20 protein-coding genes, 1 tRNA gene and 1 pseudogene are annotated in these 20,152 nt (G+C 69.3%); 11 read left to right on the forward strand and 11 right to left on the reverse strand.

Annotated elements, in window-relative coordinates; all coding sequences use genetic code 11:
• Nucleotides 1-24 precede the first annotated feature (24 nt).
• Nucleotides 25-1,224, reverse strand: a complete 1,200-nt coding sequence (locus BN1701_RS26755; protein ID WP_054053350.1) for a DUF3662 and FHA domain-containing protein — start codon at nt 1,222-1,224, stop codon at nt 25-27.
• A gap of 139 nt (nt 1,225-1,363) precedes the next feature.
• On the opposite strand from BN1701_RS26755, the gene BN1701_RS26760 reads away from it, so the two are divergent.
• A tRNA-Leu gene (locus tag BN1701_RS26760) sits at nt 1,364-1,446 on the forward strand.
• A gap of 48 nt (nt 1,447-1,494) precedes the next feature.
• Here BN1701_RS26760 and BN1701_RS26765 read toward each other — a convergent pair.
• Nucleotides 1,495-2,142, reverse strand: coding sequence for an O-methyltransferase (locus tag BN1701_RS26765; protein ID WP_054053352.1), 648 nt, complete (start codon nt 2,140-2,142; stop codon nt 1,495-1,497).
• A 414-nt stretch (nt 2,143-2,556) separates the two neighbouring features.
• On the opposite strand from BN1701_RS26765, the gene BN1701_RS26770 reads away from it, so the two are divergent.
• Nucleotides 2,557-3,129 (forward strand): hypothetical protein, encoded by a 573-nt coding sequence (locus BN1701_RS26770; protein ID WP_369800681.1) that lies wholly within the window; start codon nt 2,557-2,559, stop codon nt 3,127-3,129.
• 75 nt (nt 3,130-3,204) lie between these two features.
• Here BN1701_RS26770 and BN1701_RS26775 read toward each other — a convergent pair whose 3' ends face one another.
• On the reverse strand, nt 3,205-4,518 hold the full coding sequence (locus BN1701_RS26775) for a D-arabinono-1,4-lactone oxidase (protein ID WP_054053356.1): 1,314 nt from the start codon (nt 4,516-4,518) through the stop codon (nt 3,205-3,207).
• An 85-nt stretch (nt 4,519-4,603) separates the two neighbouring features.
• On the opposite strand from BN1701_RS26775, the gene BN1701_RS26780 reads away from it, so the two are divergent.
• A complete protein-coding gene (locus tag BN1701_RS26780) occupies nt 4,604-5,821 on the forward strand; it encodes an amino acid deaminase/aldolase (RefSeq protein ID WP_054053358.1) in 1,218 nt (405 codons plus the stop codon).
• Here the strand turns inward: BN1701_RS26780 and BN1701_RS26785 are convergent.
• Complete coding sequence (locus tag BN1701_RS26785; protein ID WP_054053360.1) at nt 5,818-6,435, reverse strand: TetR/AcrR family transcriptional regulator; 618 nt, start codon at nt 6,433-6,435, stop codon at nt 5,818-5,820. The genes BN1701_RS26780 and BN1701_RS26785 overlap by 4 nt on opposite strands.
• Before the next feature lie 141 nt (nt 6,436-6,576).
• On the opposite strand from BN1701_RS26785, the gene BN1701_RS26790 reads away from it, so the two are divergent.
• Nucleotides 6,577-7,518, forward strand: a complete 942-nt coding sequence (locus BN1701_RS26790) for a phospholipase (protein WP_157368242.1) — start codon at nt 6,577-6,579, stop codon at nt 7,516-7,518.
• A gap of 194 nt (nt 7,519-7,712) precedes the next feature.
• On the opposite strand, the gene BN1701_RS26795 is transcribed toward BN1701_RS26790, so the two are convergent.
• Together BN1701_RS26795 and BN1701_RS26800 are read right to left on the reverse strand one after the other, a co-directional pair.
• Nucleotides 7,713-8,066 carry a hypothetical protein gene (locus BN1701_RS26795; RefSeq protein WP_054053364.1) on the reverse strand — a complete coding sequence of 118 codons (354 nt, stop codon included), beginning with the start codon at nt 8,064-8,066 and terminating at the stop codon, nt 7,713-7,715.
• A 7-nt stretch (nt 8,067-8,073) separates the two neighbouring features.
• Nucleotides 8,074-8,265, reverse strand: a pseudogene (locus tag BN1701_RS26800) (hypothetical protein); the annotation flags it as partial.
• Between the two features lie 251 nt (nt 8,266-8,516).
• On the opposite strand from BN1701_RS26800, the gene BN1701_RS26805 reads away from it, so the two are divergent.
• From BN1701_RS26805 to BN1701_RS26815, 3 genes are all read left to right on the forward strand, one after another.
• Nucleotides 8,517-9,887 carry a helix-turn-helix transcriptional regulator gene (locus tag BN1701_RS26805; RefSeq protein ID WP_054053367.1) on the forward strand — a complete coding sequence of 457 codons (1,371 nt, stop codon included), beginning with the start codon at nt 8,517-8,519 and terminating at the stop codon, nt 9,885-9,887.
• A gap of 22 nt (nt 9,888-9,909) precedes the next feature.
• Nucleotides 9,910-10,803: a phosphotransferase enzyme family protein gene (locus BN1701_RS26810; RefSeq protein ID WP_054053369.1), complete on the forward strand. Its 894-nt coding sequence runs from the start codon at nt 9,910-9,912 to the stop codon at nt 10,801-10,803.
• 136 nt (nt 10,804-10,939) lie between these two features.
• Complete coding sequence (locus tag BN1701_RS26815; protein ID WP_231949714.1) at nt 10,940-11,248, forward strand: hypothetical protein; 309 nt, start codon at nt 10,940-10,942, stop codon at nt 11,246-11,248.
• A 147-nt stretch (nt 11,249-11,395) separates the two neighbouring features.
• Here BN1701_RS26815 and BN1701_RS26820 read toward each other — a convergent pair whose 3' ends face one another.
• From BN1701_RS26820 to BN1701_RS26840, 5 genes are all read right to left on the reverse strand, one after another.
• Nucleotides 11,396-12,415, reverse strand: coding sequence for a copper resistance D family protein (locus BN1701_RS26820; RefSeq protein WP_054053371.1), 1,020 nt, complete (start codon nt 12,413-12,415; stop codon nt 11,396-11,398).
• Nucleotides 12,412-12,963, reverse strand: a complete 552-nt coding sequence (locus BN1701_RS26825; protein ID WP_054053373.1) for a copper resistance CopC family protein — start codon at nt 12,961-12,963, stop codon at nt 12,412-12,414. Before BN1701_RS26825 ends, BN1701_RS26820 begins: the two co-directional genes overlap by 4 nt.
• Before the next feature lie 5 nt (nt 12,964-12,968).
• Nucleotides 12,969-13,730 (reverse strand): YcnI family protein, encoded by a 762-nt coding sequence (locus tag BN1701_RS26830; protein WP_054053375.1) that lies wholly within the window; start codon nt 13,728-13,730, stop codon nt 12,969-12,971.
• 53 nt (nt 13,731-13,783) lie between these two features.
• Nucleotides 13,784-14,206, reverse strand: coding sequence for a hypothetical protein (locus BN1701_RS26835; protein WP_157368243.1), 423 nt, complete (start codon nt 14,204-14,206; stop codon nt 13,784-13,786).
• Nucleotides 14,207-14,342: 136 nt separating this feature from the next.
• Complete coding sequence (locus tag BN1701_RS26840) at nt 14,343-14,798, reverse strand: DUF6474 family protein (protein WP_369800625.1); 456 nt, start codon at nt 14,796-14,798, stop codon at nt 14,343-14,345.
• A gap of 752 nt (nt 14,799-15,550) precedes the next feature.
• Between BN1701_RS26840 and BN1701_RS26845 the strand changes: the two genes are divergently transcribed.
• The 4 genes from BN1701_RS26845 to BN1701_RS26860 are packed head-to-tail and all read left to right on the forward strand — an operon-like array spanning nt 15,551 to nt 20,121.
• Nucleotides 15,551-17,188 carry a TM0106 family RecB-like putative nuclease gene (locus BN1701_RS26845; RefSeq protein ID WP_054056155.1) on the forward strand — a complete coding sequence of 546 codons (1,638 nt, stop codon included), beginning with the start codon at nt 15,551-15,553 and terminating at the stop codon, nt 17,186-17,188.
• Between the two features lie 11 nt (nt 17,189-17,199).
• Nucleotides 17,200-18,285, forward strand: coding sequence for an S-(hydroxymethyl)mycothiol dehydrogenase (locus tag BN1701_RS26850; RefSeq protein WP_054053379.1), 1,086 nt, complete (start codon nt 17,200-17,202; stop codon nt 18,283-18,285).
• Entirely contained in the window at nt 18,285-18,911 is a 627-nt protein-coding gene (locus BN1701_RS26855) for an MBL fold metallo-hydrolase (RefSeq protein ID WP_054053381.1), read from the forward strand. Before BN1701_RS26850 ends, BN1701_RS26855 begins: the two co-directional genes overlap by 1 nt.
• A 43-nt stretch (nt 18,912-18,954) precedes the next feature.
• Nucleotides 18,955-20,121: an L-histidine N(alpha)-methyltransferase gene (locus BN1701_RS26860; protein ID WP_054053384.1), complete on the forward strand. Its 1,167-nt coding sequence runs from the start codon at nt 18,955-18,957 to the stop codon at nt 20,119-20,121.
• Nucleotides 20,122-20,152 lie beyond the last annotated feature (31 nt).

Genomic DNA, 20,152 nt, shown 5'->3' on the forward strand with positions numbered 1-20,152 from the left:
CGTTGCTTTTCCCGCCTAAGCTCGTCAGCCCTGCGTGCGGAACACCAGCGACGAGTGACCGATCCTGACCACGTCGCCGTCGGCGAGCTGCCAGGTCTGCACCGGCGTGCCGTTCACCGTAGTGCCGTTCGTCGAGCCAAGGTCGGCCAGCGTGGCGCTCTGCCCGTCCCAGGTGATCTCGAGGTGGCGACGGGAGACCCCGGTGTCGGGCAGCCGGAAGTCGGCGTCCTGGCCCCGGCCCACCACGTTGCCGCCCTGCTTCAGGGCGTAGTTGCGGTTGGAGCCGTCGTCGAGCTGCAGGCTGGCCGAGAGCGTCCGGGGGCCGGTCTGCACCGCGGGCGGGGCATAGCCCTGCTGCCCGTACGGGTCCTGGCCGTAACCCTGCTGCTGGCCGTAGCCCTGGTCGTAGCCGCCCTGCTGGCCATAGCCCTGCTGGCCGCCGTACGGGTCCTGGCCGTAGCCCGGCTGCGCCTGCTGCTGCTGGCCATAGCCCTGGTCGTAGCCGCCCTGCTGGCCATAGCCCTGCTGGCCGCCGTACGGGTCCTGGCCGTAGCCCGGCTGCGCCTGCTGCTGCTGGCCATAGCCCTGGTCGTAGCCGCCCTGCTGGCCATAGCCCTGGTCGTAGCCACCACCTTGCGGCGGCTGCTGCTGCTGGGCGTAGCCCTGCTGACCGTAGTTGGGATCGTTGCCGTACTGGCCCTGGCCGTACCCGTACTGCTGCTGTCCGTACGGGTCGCCCTCGGGCGGCTGGCCGTAGCCGGGAGGCTGGCTCATGGATCGGTCTCCTGCGTTGCGGGGTTGTGCCTGCTGTCTACCTGCCTGTCGGCTTGCACCGCCGACGTGAGGCTTCACATCGGGGTCGACAGCTGAGCGGGTTCGGAACTGTCCGGTGTGCAGCGCGTCGGAGCGCTCCAGGGAGACTACGACGTCACCATAGGTGTCCCAACCGTGCTCGGCGAGATGTTCCGCCACACAGTCCGCCAGCAGCGTTTTCATGCGCTCTTCGTCGCCCGCGAAGTTCTGGTGGTCGGCTGGGCCCAGTTGCACTATGTAGTGATTGGGCGCCAGCAGTCTCCCACCGGCCAACTCGCGGACGTTGTCGTCGCCTTCACGCTGCAGCGCCTGTGCCACTTCCTGGGGCACCACGTTGCCACCGAAGACACGCGCGAAGGTGTTGCCAACGACGTCCTCAAGCTTGCGATTCAACCGCTGTCCGATGCCCATGGCCCCTCCTTCCCGTGCGTGCTCCTGTGACGATCGTATCCGGGTGGGACCCACAGGACACGGGTATGTGCGAACCCAGTTCTTCCCCGTGCTAGGCTTCCCCACGTTCCAAGGGCAAACACCCCTGGAACAGTCACTCGGGCGAGTGGCGGAATGGCAGACGCGCACGGTTCAGGTCCGTGTGTCCGAAAGGACGTGGGGGTTCAACTCCCCCCTCGCCCACACTGAAGACGGCGGGTGCTCACTGAGCGCCCGCCGTTCTGTTTTGGATCAGATCGTGAGGTGGGCTGTGCCCCAGGCGCGGTCGCCGGGGGCGGTAAGGGTGTCCACGCGGTGGCCGTCGATGTAGTACTCGGCCGAGTGGACCAATCCCGACTCGACCGCCTCCTGCCAGGCCCGGTGCGGGCCGACGCCCCACGGGTACCAAGGGATCAAATCGTCGACCACGACGACGGCGCCCGGCTTGGCGATGGCGCGGGCGTTGGCGATGTCGGCCGCCGCGACCTCATAGGTGTGGCCGCCGTCGACGAAGACCAGGTCGAAACGGTCGTCGCGGGTCGCGGCGAAGTCCGGGACGGTGACGGTCGAGTCGCCGATGACCAGTTCGTGGCGGCCCGGGTAGTGGTTGTCCACATATTCCTTGGCCAGCTCCACCGACCACCGCCGGTCGAGTTCGAACGACACCACGGTCGCCTCCGGCGCGCTGTCCAGGAACGCCAGTGCGGAGAATCCGACATTGAAGCCGATCTCGGCCACCCGCGGCGCGCCCGTCCGGCGCGCGAGTTCGCGCAGGTAGGTGGCCTCGGCGGCGCTGGCGCCGCCCTCGGTCAGCCGGCCGCCGCCCTCGCGGACGTAGCCGTAGACGTCCCACATGAGCGCTTCGATGCCGCTCACCATTTCCGCGGATTCACTGGTCATGGCGAAACGATACTGAATTCATTCCGGATAAAACTACGGGCGATTCGGATAAATGGCGCAACCGATTCGTTCGATTACTGACAAGCCGCATCGTCGCAGGTCCGGTGACCGGTCGGACACTGTGTGTAGGTCCAGCCGCCGTCTGGCGGAGCGGTCACCCACTTGGTCGCACAGTCGGGCCGAAGTCCGCTTACCGTCCGCCGACCGGTTAACGCCCGAGTAGGGCCGCCGGTCGCACGATGGCCTTCACACTCTCTTAATTGCCCGTCTCTTCCTGGTACTCCAAACATGTACCAATCGACATCGCGTCGTCTTCCCGCCGGTTGAGCGGTGAGCGGTAGCGGTGGAGGAGAAGGGCGGACGTTCGTGACCGGCATCCCAGGGCGCATCGCGGTTACCGAGAACCTCAAGGCGATGCCCGCGCAGCTGGCGCCGCCGGTCGAGCTGCCCGCCCCCATCGACGATCTCGCCGCCGCCGCCGTGCGGACGCTGGGCTGGGCGGGCGCGGTCCTGCCCGAGATGACGCTGCTGGGCCGCCGGGTGTGCCTGGTCGCCGAGCTGCGGCCCGACGTGCACGCCGAGCGGATCTGCCTGGGCCAGGAGCCGGTCACCGACCGCGCGACCGTGGCCACCTGGGCCTGGCCCGAGCTGACGGGCCGCGTGCCGGAGCCCGCCGCACGCATCGTCGGGGCCATCGCGGTGGCGCGGCACTGGCGCACCGGCCTGGCCAACGCGGTGCCGTTCCTGCGCTACGCCGACGCCGCCATGGTGCTGCCGACCTCCGCCGTGCTCACCCACGACTACCTGGCCAAGTGCCTGCCGCGGGCTCGCGCCTATGGGGTGGCCGTGGTCAGCGCGGAGCCCAACGCCGAGGTCGACCTCGACCTGCCCGGCCGCGGCGAGCGTGCCTGCCCGGAGACCGACGGCATCTACCGCTGGATCAGCGAACTGGCCTACGACCAGATCCTCGACAGCGTGACTGTCTAGCTCGTTCGTTCTTCGACTGCTGGGGTCGGCACGAGGGTGCAGGGGGAAGAGCAGGGACCTTTGGTCCCCTTTCGCTTAGCTGCCCAAGACGCGCGCCACGTAAGGATTGGTGAACCGCCGCTCTGGGTCCACTTCGGACCGAACCCGGCGGAAGTCGTCGAAGCGCGGGTACCGCGTCCGCAGGGTTTCCGCGTCGAGGGTGTGCATCTTGCCCCAGTGGGGCCGCCCGCCGACCGCGCCGACGATCGACTCGAACAGGTCGAAGTACGCGCGGTAGGGCATTCCGATGAACTGGTGGATGGCCAGATAGGCCGAGTCCCGCTCGTAGGCCGTCGACAGCCAGATGTCGTCGGCCGCGGCCACCCGCACCTCCACCGGGAACATCACCGGGTCGGCCAGCTTCGGCACCCTGGTCCGCAGTTCGCCGAGCACGTCGGCCAGCGCCTCGCGGGGAATGGCGTACTCCGACTCCACGAACCGGACTTTCCGGCTTGTCACAAAGACTTTGTGCGACAGGTCGCTGTAGGAGCGCGGCGACAGCGCCGCTGACGACAGCTTGTTCAGCGGCCGCACCAGCGACGGCACGCGCCTGCCGATCCGGCACAGCGTGCCGAAGAGCGCGTTCTCCATGACGTCGTACTCGATGAACTGCTTCGCCCGGCTCAGCGGCGCGGGGGTCGCGCCGTCGGGCAGCCGGTTGTTGGTCTTGGTCAAAGCGTTGTGCCCGTAGGGGAACCAGTAGAACTCGAAGTGGTCGTTGGCCGAGCACCGTTCGTCCATGGACGCGAGCACGTCGTCGAGCGGCTCCGGCTTCTCCTCGGCGGCCAGGACGAACGACGGGACGGTCCGCAGGCTCACCGTGGTGATCACGCCGAGCGCGCCGAGGCCGACCCTGGCCGCGGCGAACAGGTCGGGCCGCTCGGTGGCCGAGCACGACACCAGCGACCCGTCGGCCAGGACCAGCTCCAAGCCGGTCACCTGGGTCGAGATGCCGCCGAGCCGCGCGCCGGTGCCGTGGGTGCCGGTGGAGATCGCGCCGGAGACCGTCTGGGCGTCGATGTCGCCGAGGTTGATCATCGCCAGCCCGAGCCGGTCGAGTTCGGCGTTGAGCGTGGCCAGGGTCGTGCCCGACCGAACGGTGACCGCCCCGGTCTCGGTGTCGGCGGAGACGACGCCGGTCCACCCGGTCAGGTCGAGCGCCATCCCGTGCGCCGCGCCGATCTCGGTGAACGAGTGGCCGCTGCCGCGCGTACGCACGGTCAGCCCGCGTTCGGCCGCGCCGGTCACCGCTTTGCTGATCTCGGTGACGTCGCGCGGGCCGCACACCTCGCGCGCGACGGCGGACGCGGTACCCGCCCAGTTGCGCCAGGTCGTCTGGGGACCGGACATGCGAGGACCTCCTGGCCGTCGTCAGTTCAGGAAACGCTAAGTGAATCGTCTTCACATTTCAAGACGCACGCCGTACGGTTGTCCGGTGCCGACTTCTGCCCAGCGTTCGCGGCTCGATGCTGCCACCGAACACCTCGACCCCCCGGTCGCGGTGGTCGATCTGGCCGCCTTCGACCGCAACGCCGAGGACCTGGTCCGGCGCGCGGCGGGCAGGCCGATCCGGGTGGCGAGCAAGTCCGTGCGCTGCCGGTTCCTGCTGGAGCGCGTGCTGCGGATGCCCGGTTACGAAGGCGTGATGAGCTACGCGCTGCCCGAGGCGCTGTGGCTGGTGGACGAGTGGGCCGACACCGATCTCGCCGACACCGACATCCTGGTGGCCTACCCGACCACCGACCGCGCGGCCCTGCGCGCGCTGGCCGCCGACGAGCGGGCCCGGCGCACGGTGTCGATCATCGTCGATTCGAGCGAGCACCTCGACTTCGTCGACGAGGCGCTCGGCGCGGACCACCCCGAGATCCGGGTCTGTCTCGAACTCGATGTGTCGTGGCGGCCGCTGGGCACCGCGTCCGTCCACGTCGGAACCCGCCGGTCCCCGGTGTTCACCCCGGAACAGGCGGGCAGGCTGGCCGCCGAGATCTGCGCGCGGCCGGGATTCCAGCTCGTCGGCGTGATGGCCTACGAGGGCCAGATCGCCGGCCTCGGCGACAACCCGGCAGGCAACCCGCTGCTGCGCACGGCCCTGCGCTGGATGCAGCGCCGTTCGGCGCGCGAGCTCGTCGGCCGCCGTGGCGCGGTGGTCCGCGCGGTCACCGACGTGTGGGAACTCGAGTTCGTCAACGGTGGCGGCACCGGCAGCATCGAGATCACCAGAGCCGATCCGTCGGTCACCGAGATCGCCGCCGGGTCCGGCCTCATCGGACCGACCCTGTTCGACAACTACAGCCAGTTCAGTCCGTTGCCCGCAGTGGTGTTCGCAGTGCCGGTGGTCCGCAAGCCCGCACCCGACATCGCGACCCTGCTCGGTGGCGGCTACCTGGCCTCGGGCCCGGCCGGACAGTCCAGACTGCCGCGGCCGTACCTCCCCGGCGGACTCAAGCTGCTCGGCGCCGAAGGCGCGGGCGAGGTCCAGACTCCGGTGACCGGCCCCGGCGCGCGTGCGCTGAAAGTCGGCGACCGGGTGTGGATGCGGCACGCGAAGGCCGGTGAACTCGCCGAGCGGTTCACCGAGTACCACGTGCTCGACGGCGACAAAGTGACCCACGCGGTGCCGACCTACCGGGGCGAGGACCGCAGCTTCGGCTAGCGCGTGAACGTCTGGTTGGCCATGTAGTTGCGCACCACCGACTTGGCCTCGGCGATGACGACATCCTCCGGGAACAGCTTGCGCCGGAAGGCGAGGTTGAGGATCGAGTCGGCGATCTCGTTGGCCACCGCGATCGGCAGCCGGATCCGCTCGAACGGCACCCCGAACCGGTCGGCGAGAAACGCGGCCATCCCGTCGGCGATCACGGTGTTGTTGTCGCGCTGCCCGTCGATGAGCCGCAGGTCGACCACGTCGCCGAAGCGGATCCGGCTGAACCCGGGGACCTCCCGGTACATCTGGACGTAGATGTCGAAGATGACGTCGGCGGCCTGGTCCCAGCGCTCCAGCACGACATCGTCGAGCTTTCGGCTGATCTCGGTCATGAAATGGTCGAGGTTGCGCTGGGTCAGCGCCTGCACGACGGCCCGCTTGTCGGGGAAGAACTGGTAAAGCGACCCGACCGCCACCCCGGCCCGCTCGGCGATGAGCGTCGTGGTGACGCCGTCGTATCCGAGCTCATCGATGAGCTGCGCGCACGACTCGAGCATCTTCTCCACCCGCTTGGCGCTGCGCTGCTGGACGGGTTGGCGGCGGAGTGGGGTTGGGCTGGCCACGGGATCTCCTCCTGGTCGCTGCCGTACATCTTGCCCGTTCAACAACCAAAAGAGCGCACTGAAGCGCCGCCCGACCCACTTTTGGGAACAAAGTTCACAATCTACCCTGCGGTAGTCTCGAAAGTGATCAAGGAGGCGTTTGTGGACAGACGTTCAGCCCTTGCCGCCGCCGCACTGGCGGTCACCCTCGCGATGACCCCGACCGGGGCCATCGCGGCGCCGGTCGAACCCACCAGCCCCGATTACGCGGTCGGTAGACGGGACGTCGTGCTGGTCGACTCGACCCGGCCGACCGCACCGGACCCGCGCGGCACGCCCGGCAGACCCGACCGCACTATTCCCGTACGCCTGCTTTACCCGGCATCCGGCGCTCCGGGCGGACCGGTCACCGATCAGCCCAGGTCGGCGCCGGGTGTCTTCCCGCTGGTGGTGTTCTCCCACGGGGTTACCGCCACCGGTCCCGCTTACGAACAGCTGGTGGCCTACATCGCCCAGTCCGGTTACGTTGTCGCGCTGCCGACCTATCCGCTGACAAGTGGACCGGGCGCGCGCATCGACGACTACGTCAACCAGCCCGCGGACGTCAGCTTCATCATCGACTCCGTGTTGGCCATGGCGCGTGATCGGCACGACCCGCTGTTCGGTCACGTCCACCGGTTCAAGATCGCCGCGGCGGGCCACTCGCTCGGGGCGATCACCACGGTGGGCGTGACCTATCACGAGGCGGTCCGGGATTCCCGCATCGATGCGGCGGTCGCGCTCGCGGGCGCCGAACTCGGCTTCCCCGGCGGCGATTACCTGCCGCGGCCGGGCATTCCGCTGCATCTGGTGCACGGCGCCAACGACGCGACGGTGCCGGTGGGGTTCAGCGATTCCATGTACGCCAACGCGACCGGCCCGGCGACCTACCTGCGGCTACACACGGCGGGCCACATCGACCTGTTCTTCCCGCCCGCGGGTGAACTCACCATCGGCAGCACGGTCGCGTTCCTCGACGCCTACGTCAAACACCGCCCGCAAGCCCTGCGCGCGGTCCCGAAACAGGTCGCGGCCACCGGCCTCGGAACCTGGCAACAGAAGTAGGCGAACCGACAAGCGCTAAACCGTCACCTAAGGGGACCGGGATGGCGATTGACCACGGTAACCGCCTACTTGGATGTCACCCTCGATCGGTGACAACCCTAAGAATTCCGGGGAGGCGGATTGGAACCGCGGACCGGTGCTGGTCGGGGGAGGGAGTACAGCAGCACCGGTCCGCGGGTCTGGGGGGCGCCTACTTAGCGGGCGCCTGCGTGGACCCTGCTGCGCGAGTGCAGCGCGGCGGGGTCGAGTGCGTGTCGAGCGGTCTGCTGGGGGGCCAAACCGCCCGCGACCAGGTGTTCGTAGGCCGCGCGCCAGACTGAGCACGGGGCCTTCTGCTGCCGCCAGCGGGTCGAGCAGACCGGGCAGTTGCCGCGGTCGTCGGGCTCGTGGGCGCTCAGCATGGAGCGCCAGCCCTCGGTCAGGCGGGGCAGTTCCGACCGCGCGACGGACAGCAGAGACGGTGCATCGGCCCGCGTGGCCAGCTCGGAGAGCATGTCCAGCCGTTCCCAGACGGCACTGCGCAGGACCTGGCCGAGTATCTCGTCCACCTCAACGTCACCGTGACCTTTCCGCCTGCTCGGCGGCTTCTCTGAGCGCGGTCCGCAGTTGGCCGAGCTGGCCCGCTGTCAGCACCGCTGTCTCTCCTGGAGGTCCGACCAGGACCACCTTGTTCTTCTCCACGAGGACGGTCAGCGACCGGTCGCGGTTGATCACATCGCCACAAGCGATGCGCCAGACCTGGCGGCCCGCCACCGATCCGTGCAGGGTGTCCAGCAGTTCCATGCTGACGTGTCCCTCCGTGGTCGTACGCTTACAACCAACAACATTGATGCGTCACAAACGAAAAGGGAGCGTCATAGCGCCGATCGGCGGCCGTCCCACGTTAAGCGGTCATCGAAGTTCGGTCGAGCCGATCAGGTTCGCCGAAGAGCACTTCTCGTGGCTCGTGAAGTGCGCTTACTCTGCGTTTGACGCCCAGCGGACTGTGAGGGGGCGGAATGAACTCGATCGGATCTCCGGGTTCTCCCATTACTCCGGACACTTGGGAGGAGCCCGAGATACGGGCCGCGCTCGCCGCGCGGGAGGTCAGTTCCGTATATCGGTTGCTTCGACGCACTGGCGTCTCACAGCGCCAGATCGCCGCGATGACCGGTCAATCGCAGTCCGAGGTGTCGGAGATCCTCAAAGGCCGTCAGGTAATGGCCTACGACGTGCTCGCGCGGATCGCCGACGGGTTGGGTGTCCCAAGGGGATACATGGGGCTCGCATACGACGAGGTCACGGCGGTTCGTGTCGCCGTCTCTCGTCAGCCCTCGCAGCCTGAGGAGAGCGAAGAGGTGAAGCGTCGGGAGTTCCTGGCACACGCGGCCGCCGTCACGGTGGGCGCGAACGTGCTGGGCACCAACTCCGGGTCGTGGGTCGCCAACCCCGTCCAGACTCCAGCGCCCGGCCGCATCGGCATGACCGATGTGCGCCAGGTCGAAGCGGCCACCAGGGCGCTTCGGTCGCTGGACTACCAGTACGGCGGCGGCTTCTGCCGCGACGCCGTCGTGGCACAGCTGTCCTGGGGACAGCAGATGCTCGGCGCGTCCGGCCCGGAACACGTCAAGCAGCGACTCCACGTCGCGCTGGCCGACCTGCACAACCTGGCGGGCTGGACGTCGTTCGACATCGGACTGACCGACTCCGCCCGCAACCACTTCGGCAAGGCGTTGGAACTGGCCAAGGCGGGCAAGAGTGAGCCGCTGGTGGCCAACATCCTCTATCGGATGGGCCGGGTCTACCTGCACAAGGAGTCCCCGGACGACGCGCTGAAGATGTTCCAGCTCGGTCAGATCGCGGCGCAGGAGTCGGGTTCCGAGCTCGCGGTCGCGGTGATCTGCGCCAACCAGGCGTGGGCCTACGCGCTCATGGGTCACAAGGAACAGACGATGAAGCTCATCGGCCGCACCCGCGACGAGTTCGCGCGGGCCAACCTCGATGAGGCAGAGGACTGGGTCAAGTTCTTCAATGACACCGACGTCTACGCCATGATCGGCACCGTCCACACGGTGCTCGCGCAGACCGTCGACCCGATGCACACGAAGTTCGCGATCCCGGCCCTGTCCAAGGCCATCGAGGCCTACGGCGACGAGATGACCAGGTCAAAGGCGTTCAACCTGGGCGCTTTGGCCACCAACCACCTGCTGGAAGGCGACATCGACCACGGCGCCAAGATCGGCCGCGGCGCGGTGGACCTGGCCGAGACGCTCAAGTCCAGCCGGGTCCGCGACCGCCTGCAGCCGCTGCTGGCCGAGGCCACCAAGCGCCGTAACAACCCCGATGCCCGTGACCTGGCCGAGCAGATCACCAACCTCAGCGTGGCCTGAGCACGGCTCCGGTGGCCGTGCGATGGTCGCCAAAGGGCTGTTCACCAGGGCGAATCTGGATGCCGCGCTGGCCGCGGTGTGCGCTGAGATCGGGCTCGACGCGGCGGGCGCCCGGCTGCTGAGATTCACCAACAACGCCGTGTTCGAGCTGGCCACCGCACCGGTGGTGGTGCGCATCGTCGGGTCGGTCGCGTTGCGCCACCGGGTCGACAAGGTCGTGCGGGTCGCCCGCTGGTTCGCCGAACACGGCGTCCCTGCGGTGCGCCTGGTCGACGGCCTGACCCAGCCGGTATTGGTCGGCGACTACGCCGCGACGGTCTGGCGGACGGTTCCCTCGTCCGGGCCCGCTCCTTGTCCGGCCGACCTGGCCCGCCTGTTGCGCCAGGTCCACGGCCTGTGCCCGCCAGAGACCCTGCCCGCGTGGGACCCCCTCGACGACGTGCGCCGTCGCATCGGCGAGGCCGAGGGCCTGGACGGTGATTCCCTGGATTTCCTGCGTGACCGCTGCGACCTGGTCGAGGGTCAGCTAGGCCAGGTGGAGTTCCCGCTGGCCAGGGGCTTCGTGCACGGCGATGCCCACCTTGGCAATCTCATCCCGGGCCCGGCGGGCCCGGTGCTCTGCGACTTCGACTCCAGCTGCGTCGGCCCGCCGGAGTGGGACCTGACCCCGTTCGCGGTCGGCGTCCGCCGGTTCGGCGAGTCACCTTCGCAATACGACGAACTGGTTCGGGGATACGGGTTCGACGTCACCCAATGGGCTGGCTTCTCCGTGCTTCGCGAGATCCGCGAACTCAAGCTCATCACCAGCGTGCTGCCGATCATGAACAGCACCCCGGAAGTCCGCCCTGAGCTGCTCAAACGTCTTCGGGACTTCCGCTCTGGAAACACCTCCGCGCAATGGACGCGCTACACCTGACCGGCCTTTCGTCCACTGTCACCTGTTTCACCTCACGTAACGGTGTGCGGTTGGCGAGCGAAATGAGGGTCAATGGCGACACGGACGTACCAGTCCGGATCGTCGATCTACTCTCGGTATCAGCGGGGTGGTTCGGGTGTCGGGTTCGCGCGGCAGGGCGATGCGGTTGGGCGGGGGCGCCCGGCGCGCGCTGACCGCCGCGCGAGCACTCGAAGATGTGGTCGCCGACCAGTTGCCGGTCGTGAGCCTGCTGCCCGAGGAGTCCCGCAGGCGCGGCGCCGACTACCTCGCTGAGCTGGTGATGCTCGCGCAGGCCTACCGCCACTTCGCCCGCGGCTGGATCAGCCGCCGCGAACTCGAGCACCGCGCGCGGCGGACCACCGAGCGGCTGGCCGAAATGCGGCAGAACCGGCCGATCGCGGCGCATCTCACCGAGCAGGACTGACCGTTCGGCGTTCCCCTGTTCGGGCGTACCCGATGGGGCCGATGGTTGGCTGCGTAGCCGTCCACCCGCCGAGCGGGCTTCCACACCCGATGAGCGCAAGTTATCCACAGGTACCTGTGGACAACGATCCACAGGTGTGGACAACTTTCAGGAGACCGGGGCCCTGGTCAGGATCACCGCGAAGCCGAAGGCCAGGCCCATGACGGCCAGTTCCAGTCCCACCCAGCCCAGCAGCGCCGTGCGCTTGTGGGCGACGACGCCCGGCATCAGCCGCCAGCGAACGTGGGCTCCCAGCGCGGCGAGCGCGATCAGGCAACCCGTCTTGATGACGACGAGGATTCCGTAACTCGTGGTGAACAGGCCGCTGATCAGATCGTGCGTCGGACTGACCGCGAGCTCGATCAGGCCGTTGAACAGCCCCGTCGCGGTGACCAGCACCAGGCAGACGGTCGCGAGCTTGGAGAAGCGCGGCAGGGCGAACCCGAGGAGCGTGCGGTTGGCCGCGGCCAGCGCGACCACCGCGCCGAGCCCGCCGGTCCAGGCCGCCGCGCTCATCACGTGCAGCTCCATCGAGATCATCGTGAAGTCGTGCCAGCGCCAGTTCGTCGCGTGTCCGGTGACCGGCAGCGGCAGCAGCGCGAACAGGGCCACCGCCGCCCGCAGCTCGGCGGGCATGTTCTCGCCCACCCGCACGGCGACCAGCGACAACACGAAGGTCAGCAGCGCGAAAGCGGCGACGAACAGCAGCGCCTTGCCCGCCCCTACGGTGCCGATGTAGTCGACGACCGCGCCGAACGACACGTCCTCCTCCGGCCGCAGCTCGGCGGTCTGCAGCACCAGCGCGACCAGCGCCGTCATCACCCAGACCAGCGAACTGGCCATGGCCACCCGGCGGGCCACGCTCAGGATCGGCTCGGTGATCACCGGCCGGTCGAACCCGACCAGCAGCGGCAGCAGACACAGCCCCACGGTGACCACGGCGGCCATGTCGAGCAGCACGCGGACGATCGGGAGCCCCACCCGGACCACCGCGTCCGGCTGCGGCAGCCCCGGGATCGGCTCGGTCGCCACGATGGCCATGCCGATGAACACACCGGCGATCGAGGCCACGACCAGCACCGTCACCAGGTGGTACCGCTGTCGGGCGGTGGCCCGGGTCTCGCTCACTTCGCCGCACCCCCACCGACGCGCAGCGCGAAGAACACGCCCGCGCCGAGCAGGACGACCGCGCCCGCGATCCACACCCAGACCGGGATCCCGCCGTCGTCGCCGGTGGACTCGGCGGCGGTTCCGGCGGTCTTGGTCTGCTCCGGCGGGGCGGGCGTGCCGTTGCCCGCCTTGGCCAGGGTGAACTTGATCTCGCCTGCCACCGGGTGACCGTCCGCCGACAGGATCCGGTAGCCGACGCGGTAGTCACCGGCCGGGCCGAGTTCGCGGACGGGCACGGTGACCACGTTGCCGCGGACCGACGCGTCCCCGCCCTGCCACTGGTCGGTCCCGTTGGGCCCGACCACGACGACCGTGTTGACTCCCGTGCCGCCCTGTACGGGCTGGTCGAAGGTCAGCTCGATAGTTGACGGTCCCGCGTCGACCGACGACTTGTCCGCCGGGGTGCTGCTGACCAGCTGGTTGTGCGCGAAGGCCGCGGGCGCGAGCCCGACCATGGCGAACAGCGCGACGGCGAGTGCCGCGACAGCGCGGGTGAAGGTCCGCATCGGACTTACTCGCCCGCCTTCGCGATCGCCTTGCGCGCCCGCAGCGTGGCACCGGCACCCAGGCCGAGGCCCAGCGCGCCGACCGCGAGCCCGGCGCCGCCCAGCCAGCGGGCGGTGTTGTCGCTGCGCGCGGCCTTCGCCTCGCCGTGCGCGTCGCCCTCAGCCGCGGTCTCGTTCGACGCCTGCGCGGCACCGTGAACGTCGGACCCCGCGGCCTTCTTGGTCAGCTTGACGACCGGCGCCGGACGCTCCGGCTCCTCAGCCCCGGCGGCGGGCGGCGGCGCGTCCCACGCGACGACCTTGCCGCTGTCGTAGGTCTGAACCGTCGGGATGACCAGCGTCTCGGTGTTGTCCGGCAGCCTGCCCGCCGACACCTCGAACTCGCCGAACTCGCCCGGCCCGATGCGGGTCCCGGCGGCGGCGGTGAAGGTGACGGTGCTGACCGCCTCGGTGATCTCGGTGCCGTGCGAGGTGACCGGCTTGTCGAGCTTGGTCTTGGTGATCGCCGCGGTCCAGCCCGCGAGGGGCTTGGTGCGCACCGACGTCAGCGGGTACTCGGCCGGGAACTTGATCTCCAGCTTGACCGTGCCCGCGGCGTTGTCCTCGTTCGGCACCCGGAAGGTGATCTTGGTGTACCCGCCCTGGACGGCGGGCTCGCCGATGACCTTGGCGGTGACGTGCGCGGACGCGACGCCCGTGCTGAACAGGGCGGCACTGCCCGCGACGGCGAGCAGCACACCGGCGCGCGCGAGAAAGCGGTGGGACATTGACTTCTCCTGAAGTGAAATGGGCGGGCGGAGTGCCCGAGTGGGTGACGGGTTCAGGAGAAGAGAGGTGGCCCGCGGCGGGGCTGAGCCCGCTGGAAAACGATCTGAACGAACCGGACGAAGTCACTAGGGGCAGGCAGCAGCGGCGCGTCTGGCGGCTTCGGGGTCCACAGCAGGACGCGCGTCAACCCGACCAGGGAGGCGGCGACCAGGTCGAGCATCGCGTCGGCGCTGGTCAGCAGCACGGCGGTGACCCCGGTGGCGACCGCGTGGGCGGCGATCATCGCCGAGGTCAGCGGGGGAGTGTCGTGGTCGCTGACGTAGGTGAGCAGAACGTGCAGGCTCACCTGGCTCACGCCGAGGAGCCCGAACATCCCCCAAGCGGCGGTCCGCGCGGCGACGGCCGTGCCCGCCCACGCGACCAACCCGGCCAACACCACGATGATCGCCGCGTCCGGCACCCCACCTCCGGCCATCCCATGCGCCGCGATGGCGAGAGACGCAGAGGAAGCCCCCAACAGAACCCCACGCGACACGCGGAATGCGCGCGGCCGGGTCACTCTGCTGGGGGTCACGTAGCCCAGAGTATTCGGTGGTGTCCAGTGATCAGGATCACACGCCGAGAGATGTGAGCAGGCGCTCTTCGATCTTGTCCAACTCGGCCGCCACCGCCCGATGCGCCCCCTTGCGCCGCGGCGTCGGCATCCGCTCAGCGGCCCGGACCGCCGCGGCCAGCTGACTCAGCGTGGACTCGGCGGAAACCGCGAACTCGATGTCGTCTTTGGACGCGTTGGCCTTGGCACGCAACTCGTTAACCCCATCGGCGGCGCCAGCGATCCGCGCGTGCAGGGCGCCGCCCTTGCCGGTGTAGTGACCGAGGTCTTCGACGGAAACCCCCAACCGGCGAGCCTTGGCGCGGTCCCACCGATCCCTTACGGCGGAGGCACTCTTGACCACATAGGGCGTCACCACCGGCAGGACCACCGGCCCCAACACCTTCGCCACGGCGATCACGTTCCTCGCCCTCGCGGGCGTGAACCCTTCCTTCTTCCGCGCCACCCGACCCACCCCTCCCGCACAACGCGAGCCAACCCGGTTGTCCACAGCTGTCCAAATCATCCACAGCTTGCCCCACCCCCGCTCCACGCGCCGCAGCAACACCACAGCAGGCCCGGGCCGCCACCTGCCCGTGATCCATCCCGTGATCGGACGCGGTCAGTTCCGTGACTTCACAGACCCCTTCGGCCCGCCCCGCGTAGCCCCGGGCCCTCCGCAGCCGCCGATCCGCGCGGCTCGCGGTTGTTTGATCTGTCAGATCACTGCCCGTCGTGCCGCCGAGTCCGTCGTGCCGCCGAGTCCGTCGTGCCGCCGAGTCCGTCGTGCCGCCGAGTCCGTCGTGCCGCCGAGTCCGTCGTGCCGCCGAGTCCGTCGTGCCGCCGAGTCCGTCGTGCCGCCGAGTCCGTCGTGCCGCCGAGTCCGTCGTGCCGCCGAGTCCGTCGTGCCGCCGAGTCCGTCGTGCCGCCGAGTCCGTCGTGCCGCCGAGTCGTCGTGCCGCCGAGTCCGTCGTGCCGCCGAGTCCGTCGTGCCGCCGAGTCGAACTATCACGTTTGGCTGCAGAAAGCTCCCGCGTCCGCCCCAAACATCCACATCCCTCCAGTCATCCACAGCCCCGAGCGAACCCACCCCCAACGCCCCCACCCTCGATAAACTGGCCAGGGGACGTCCCCCCGGGTTGGGTGGGGCCGCGCGCGGTCGGTGCGGCGGCGGCCAATGGTGTGTGGGCGGTCGGCGTGTCGGTCGTGACAACTAAGCTGCGGTGCGTGACTGACAAGGTGTTGCTCGACGCCGGCGTGGTGAGCCGGTGTCGGCGTCGTGTGCACCTGGAGCATGATCCCGCCGCCCGGGACCTGCCGCGGCAGGCGCCTGATCCGACTGGGGAGTTGCGGAAGGCCGACGCCATGGCGCATCGGCGGGAGATCGCCGATCAGCTTTCCGCTGTGTTCGGGGCCCGGTGGGTGGAGATTCCCGTCGATGTCCGGGGCTCCGAGCGGGAAGCCGCGACGCTGGCCGCCATCGAGGCCAGGACCGACTTCATCTGGGCTCCCCAGCTGCCGCGCGACGTCCCCGGTGGCAGGCGTGGCGGCATCGACCTGCTGGTCCGCACCGACGGCGGTTACGTCCCGGTCCTCGTCGTCCGCCACAAAGTCAGTGATCCCGGCACCGGCGCCCGCACGTCATCCCTCGCCGACCTGCCCGACGTCGGTGGCAGCCCGGATCAGACCCGCAAGGTCCGCCCGCAGCCCCGCGACCAGCTCCGGCTCGCGCACACGCGCAGGCTGCTCCAAGCCGCGGGCCACGCCGACGAGCGCAGTGCGTTCGCCGGGGTGATCGGCCTCGATGGCGATGTCGTCGTCTGGCACGACCTGGCCGCGCCGACGTGGCCTGGGGGGCGGACGGCGCTGGCCGAGTATGAGGTGCGGTTCGACGATCGGTTGGCGGTCGCGACGGCGGCGGCGACCGGCGGTGAGGCGCTGGCGGAGCCGTCGCGGATCGTCGAGTGTCGGAGTTGTCCCTGGTGGCCGGTGTGCAGCGAGAAGCTGCTGGCCGCCCGCGACGTCAGCCTCGTCGTGCGTGGCGAGGACGCCGGGTTCCTGCGGGCCGCCGACATCGCCACCGTCGACGCGCTCGCCGCGCTCGATCCCGACGACCACGACGTTCCGCCGCTGGTGGGCATGCCGCTGGGCGACGCGGTTGGGTTGGCGCGGGCCTGGCTGGCCGACTTGACCGTGGTGCGCCGCAACGAGACCTTGCACGTGCCCCGCGCCGACGTCGAGGTCGATGTCGACATGGAGAGCTTCGGCGACGCCGGGGCCTACCTGTGGGGCGCGCTGCTCTCCGGGGCCGACATCGGCGTCGAACCGGGCTACCGCGCGTTCGTCACGTGGGATCCGCTGCCCACCGAAGACGAAGCGCGCTCGTTCGCCGAGTTCTGGCAGTGGTTCGCCACCGTTCGCAACGCCGCCGTCGCGCGCGGGCTGACGTTCCGCGCCTACTGCTACAACGAACTCGCCGAGAACCGCTGGCTGCTGGCGTCGGCCAAGCGGTTCGCGGGCAAGCCGGGCATCCCGACGCGCCGCGAGGTCCTGACGTTCATCGAGTCCGACGAGTGGTTCGACCTCTTCGGCAGTGTCCGCGAGCATTTCCTTTGCTCCCATGGCAAAGGCCTCAAGACGATCGCCCCCGTCGCGGGGTTCTCCTGGCGCGACCCGGAGGCCAGCGGCGAGAACTCGATGCGCTGGTACCGGGCCGCGGTGGGGATGGACGGCGGCGCCCCCGACGAGGTCCAGCGCGCGCGGCTGCTGGAGTACAACGAGGATGACGTCCAGGCCACCGCCGTCCTGCGCGCCTGGATGTCCTCGCCCGAAGTCACGAAGATCCCGTACGTCGGCGATATCTAAGGAGCAGGGCAATGGCACAGCGGGTTCGCGGCGTCGTGGCGCGCGCGAAAGGTCAGCCGGTGACGGTCGAGACGATCGTGATCCCCGATCCGGGCCCCGGCGAGGCGGTCGTCCGGGTGCTGTCGTGCGGGGTCTGCCACACCGACCTGCACTACCGCGAAGGCGGCATCAACGACGAGTTCCCGTTCCTGCTCGGCCACGAGGCCGCGGGCATCGTCGAGACCGTCGGCGACGGCGTCACCGACATCGAGCCGGGCGACTTCGTCATCCTCAACTGGCGCGCTGTCTGCGGCCGCTGCCGCGCGTGCCTCAAAGGCAAGCCCTGGTACTGCTTCGCCACCCACAACGCCGCCCAGCCGATGACCCTGGAGGACGGCACGGCGCTCTCGCCCGCCCTGGGCATCGGCGCGTTCGCCGAGAAGACGCTCGTCCACAGTGGACAGTGCACGAAGGTCGACCCGGAGGCCTCGCCGACCGCGGTCGGCCTGCTCGGCTGCGGAGTGATGGCCGGAATCGGCGCGGCGATCAACACCGGCAACGTCTCCCGCGGCGACACGGTCGCGGTGATCGGCTGCGGCGGCGTCGGCGACGCGGCCATCGCGGGCAGCAGGCTGGCGGGCGCGACGTCGATCATCGCCGTCGACATCGACGACCGGAAACTCCAGTGGGCCAAGGAGATCGGCGCCACGCACACCGTCAACGCCAAGTCCCAGGACCCCGTCGAGTCCATCAAGGACCTCACCGGCGGCTTCGGCGCGGACGTGGTGATCGACGCCGTCGGCCGCCCCGAGACGTGGAAGCAGGCGTTCTACGCCCGCGACCTGGCGGGCACGGTCGTGCTGGTCGGTGTGCCGACCCCGGACATGAAGATCGAGATGCCGTTGATCGATTTCTTCTCCCGCGGCGGCTCGCTCAAGTCCAGCTGGTACGGCGACTGCCTGCCGTCGCGCGACTTCCCCTACCTGGTCGACCTCTACCGCCAGGGCAGGCTCGACCTCGACGCGTTCGTGTCCGAGACCATCGCCCTCGACGGCGTCGAGCAGGCCTTCGAGCGGATGCACCACGGCGACGTCCTGCGTTCGGTGGTGGTCTTCTGATGACCGCGCGTATCGATTTCGTCGTCACCTCGGGCACGTTCAGCCTCGACGGCGAGACCCACGAGGTGGACAACAACGTCTGGATCGTCGGCGACGACCACGAGGTGGTGATCATCGACGCGGCGCACGACGCCGACGAGATCCTCGCCGCGGTGGCCGATCGCACGGTCAAGGCGATCATCTGCACTCACGCCCACGACGACCACATCAACGTCGCCGAAGACCTCGCGAACGCGACCGACGCGCTGGTGATGCTGCACCCGGCCGACGAGCCGCTGTGGCGCCACGTCTATCCCGACGACGACTTCGAGGCGCTCTACGACGGCGAGATCATCGAGGTCGCGGGCGTTGGGCTGCACATCCTGCACACCCCTGGCCACGCGCCCGGCGCGGTCTGCGTCTACGCGCCATCGCTCAACGCCGTGTTCAGCGGCGACACCCTGTTCCGCGGCGGCCCCGGCGCCACCGGCCGCTCGTTCAGCGACTTCCCGACGATCATCGACTCGATCACCGAGCGCCTGTTCGAGCTGCCGCCCGAGACGATCGTGCACACCGGCCACGGCGACTCCACGACGATCGGTGAGGAAGCTCCCCATCTCGATGAATGGCTCCAACGCGGCCACTAGTAATCACTAAGCTGCGGAGGGCGACGACCTCTGGAGGGCACAAATGACCGCCGATGAACGGCCCGTGATCGGCGATCTCGCCCGAGCGATCGATGAGTCCGACTTCGCGTGGTCGCTGGTGCTCGTCGGTGAAGACCAGTCGAGCAAGCTCGCCTCACTCACGTCCGACCTGCGAGGACGCCCGTCGGCGACCGGCGAGGGCAAGCAGATCACCTCGGGCTACCAGTACTGGGGGATCGGCCCGACGATCGCCTGGGCGCACGCCTGCTCCGACCCGTTCTACCAGGTCATGAAGCAGAGCCTGGAGTCGTTCACCCGGCGCTGGCGGCGCATCAGCGGCAAGGTCGGCGGCGCTCCGTTCCACTACGTCTGCCTCGGCGCGGGCACCGGCCACAAGGACCGGCAGATCCTGGCGACGCTGCTGGCCGACAACCCGGACCTGTTCTACTTCCCCGTCGACATCAGCTCCGAAATGCTGCGGCTGGGCGCGAGCACCTCGACCTCCGGGCTGGGGATGGCGGGCCACCGGATCGTGCCGGTGCAGCTCGACTTCGCCATCCACGAGAACCTGGTCGAGCTGGGCACGCTGCTGCGCCGCGTCGTCGGCGACGAGCCGATCCTGTACTCGCTGGTCGGCAACACGATGGCCAACTTCGACGACGACGCGGAGACGCTGGCCAGCCTCACCGCGATGATGCGCCCGCAGGACTTGTTCCTGCTGGAGGTCGCCACCACCGACGACCTGTCCGACGACCTCGCGCGGCAGGTGGTCGAGGAGTACGCGCGCAGCCGGGCGTACAAGGAGTTCGTGACCAGCGCGCTGATGCACAACTCGGACCTGACGATCGACATGGAGTCGGTGCAGTTCCGCGGGTCGGTGGAGCCGGGGCGCGCGCTCAAGGTCAAGGTGATCTACCAGAACCGGACCGGCGGCGACATCCAGATGATGCTGCCCGACCGCACCAGGGTCCTGTTCCCCGACAACGACACGATCCTGCTGCAGGTCACCCGCAAGTACGCGCGCAAGGCGCTCGACGAGATCTTCGCCAAGTGCGGGCTGCGCCGGGTCGCCGCGACGCACTCGGACTTCCGCGCCCAGCGGGTCTCGCCCGGGTTCGGGATGGAGCTGGTTCTGCTGCGCCGCACGGAAGGTGATCCGGCGCCCGCCCAGCAGCGCCGGACCAGGGCCGACGAGATCTGGGCCAACTAGTGTCCTGCGCCGGAAATCCGACATCTATCTC

Source organism: Alloactinosynnema sp. L-07 (assembly GCF_900070365.1).
GTDB lineage: Bacteria > Actinomycetota > Actinomycetes > Mycobacteriales > Pseudonocardiaceae > Actinokineospora.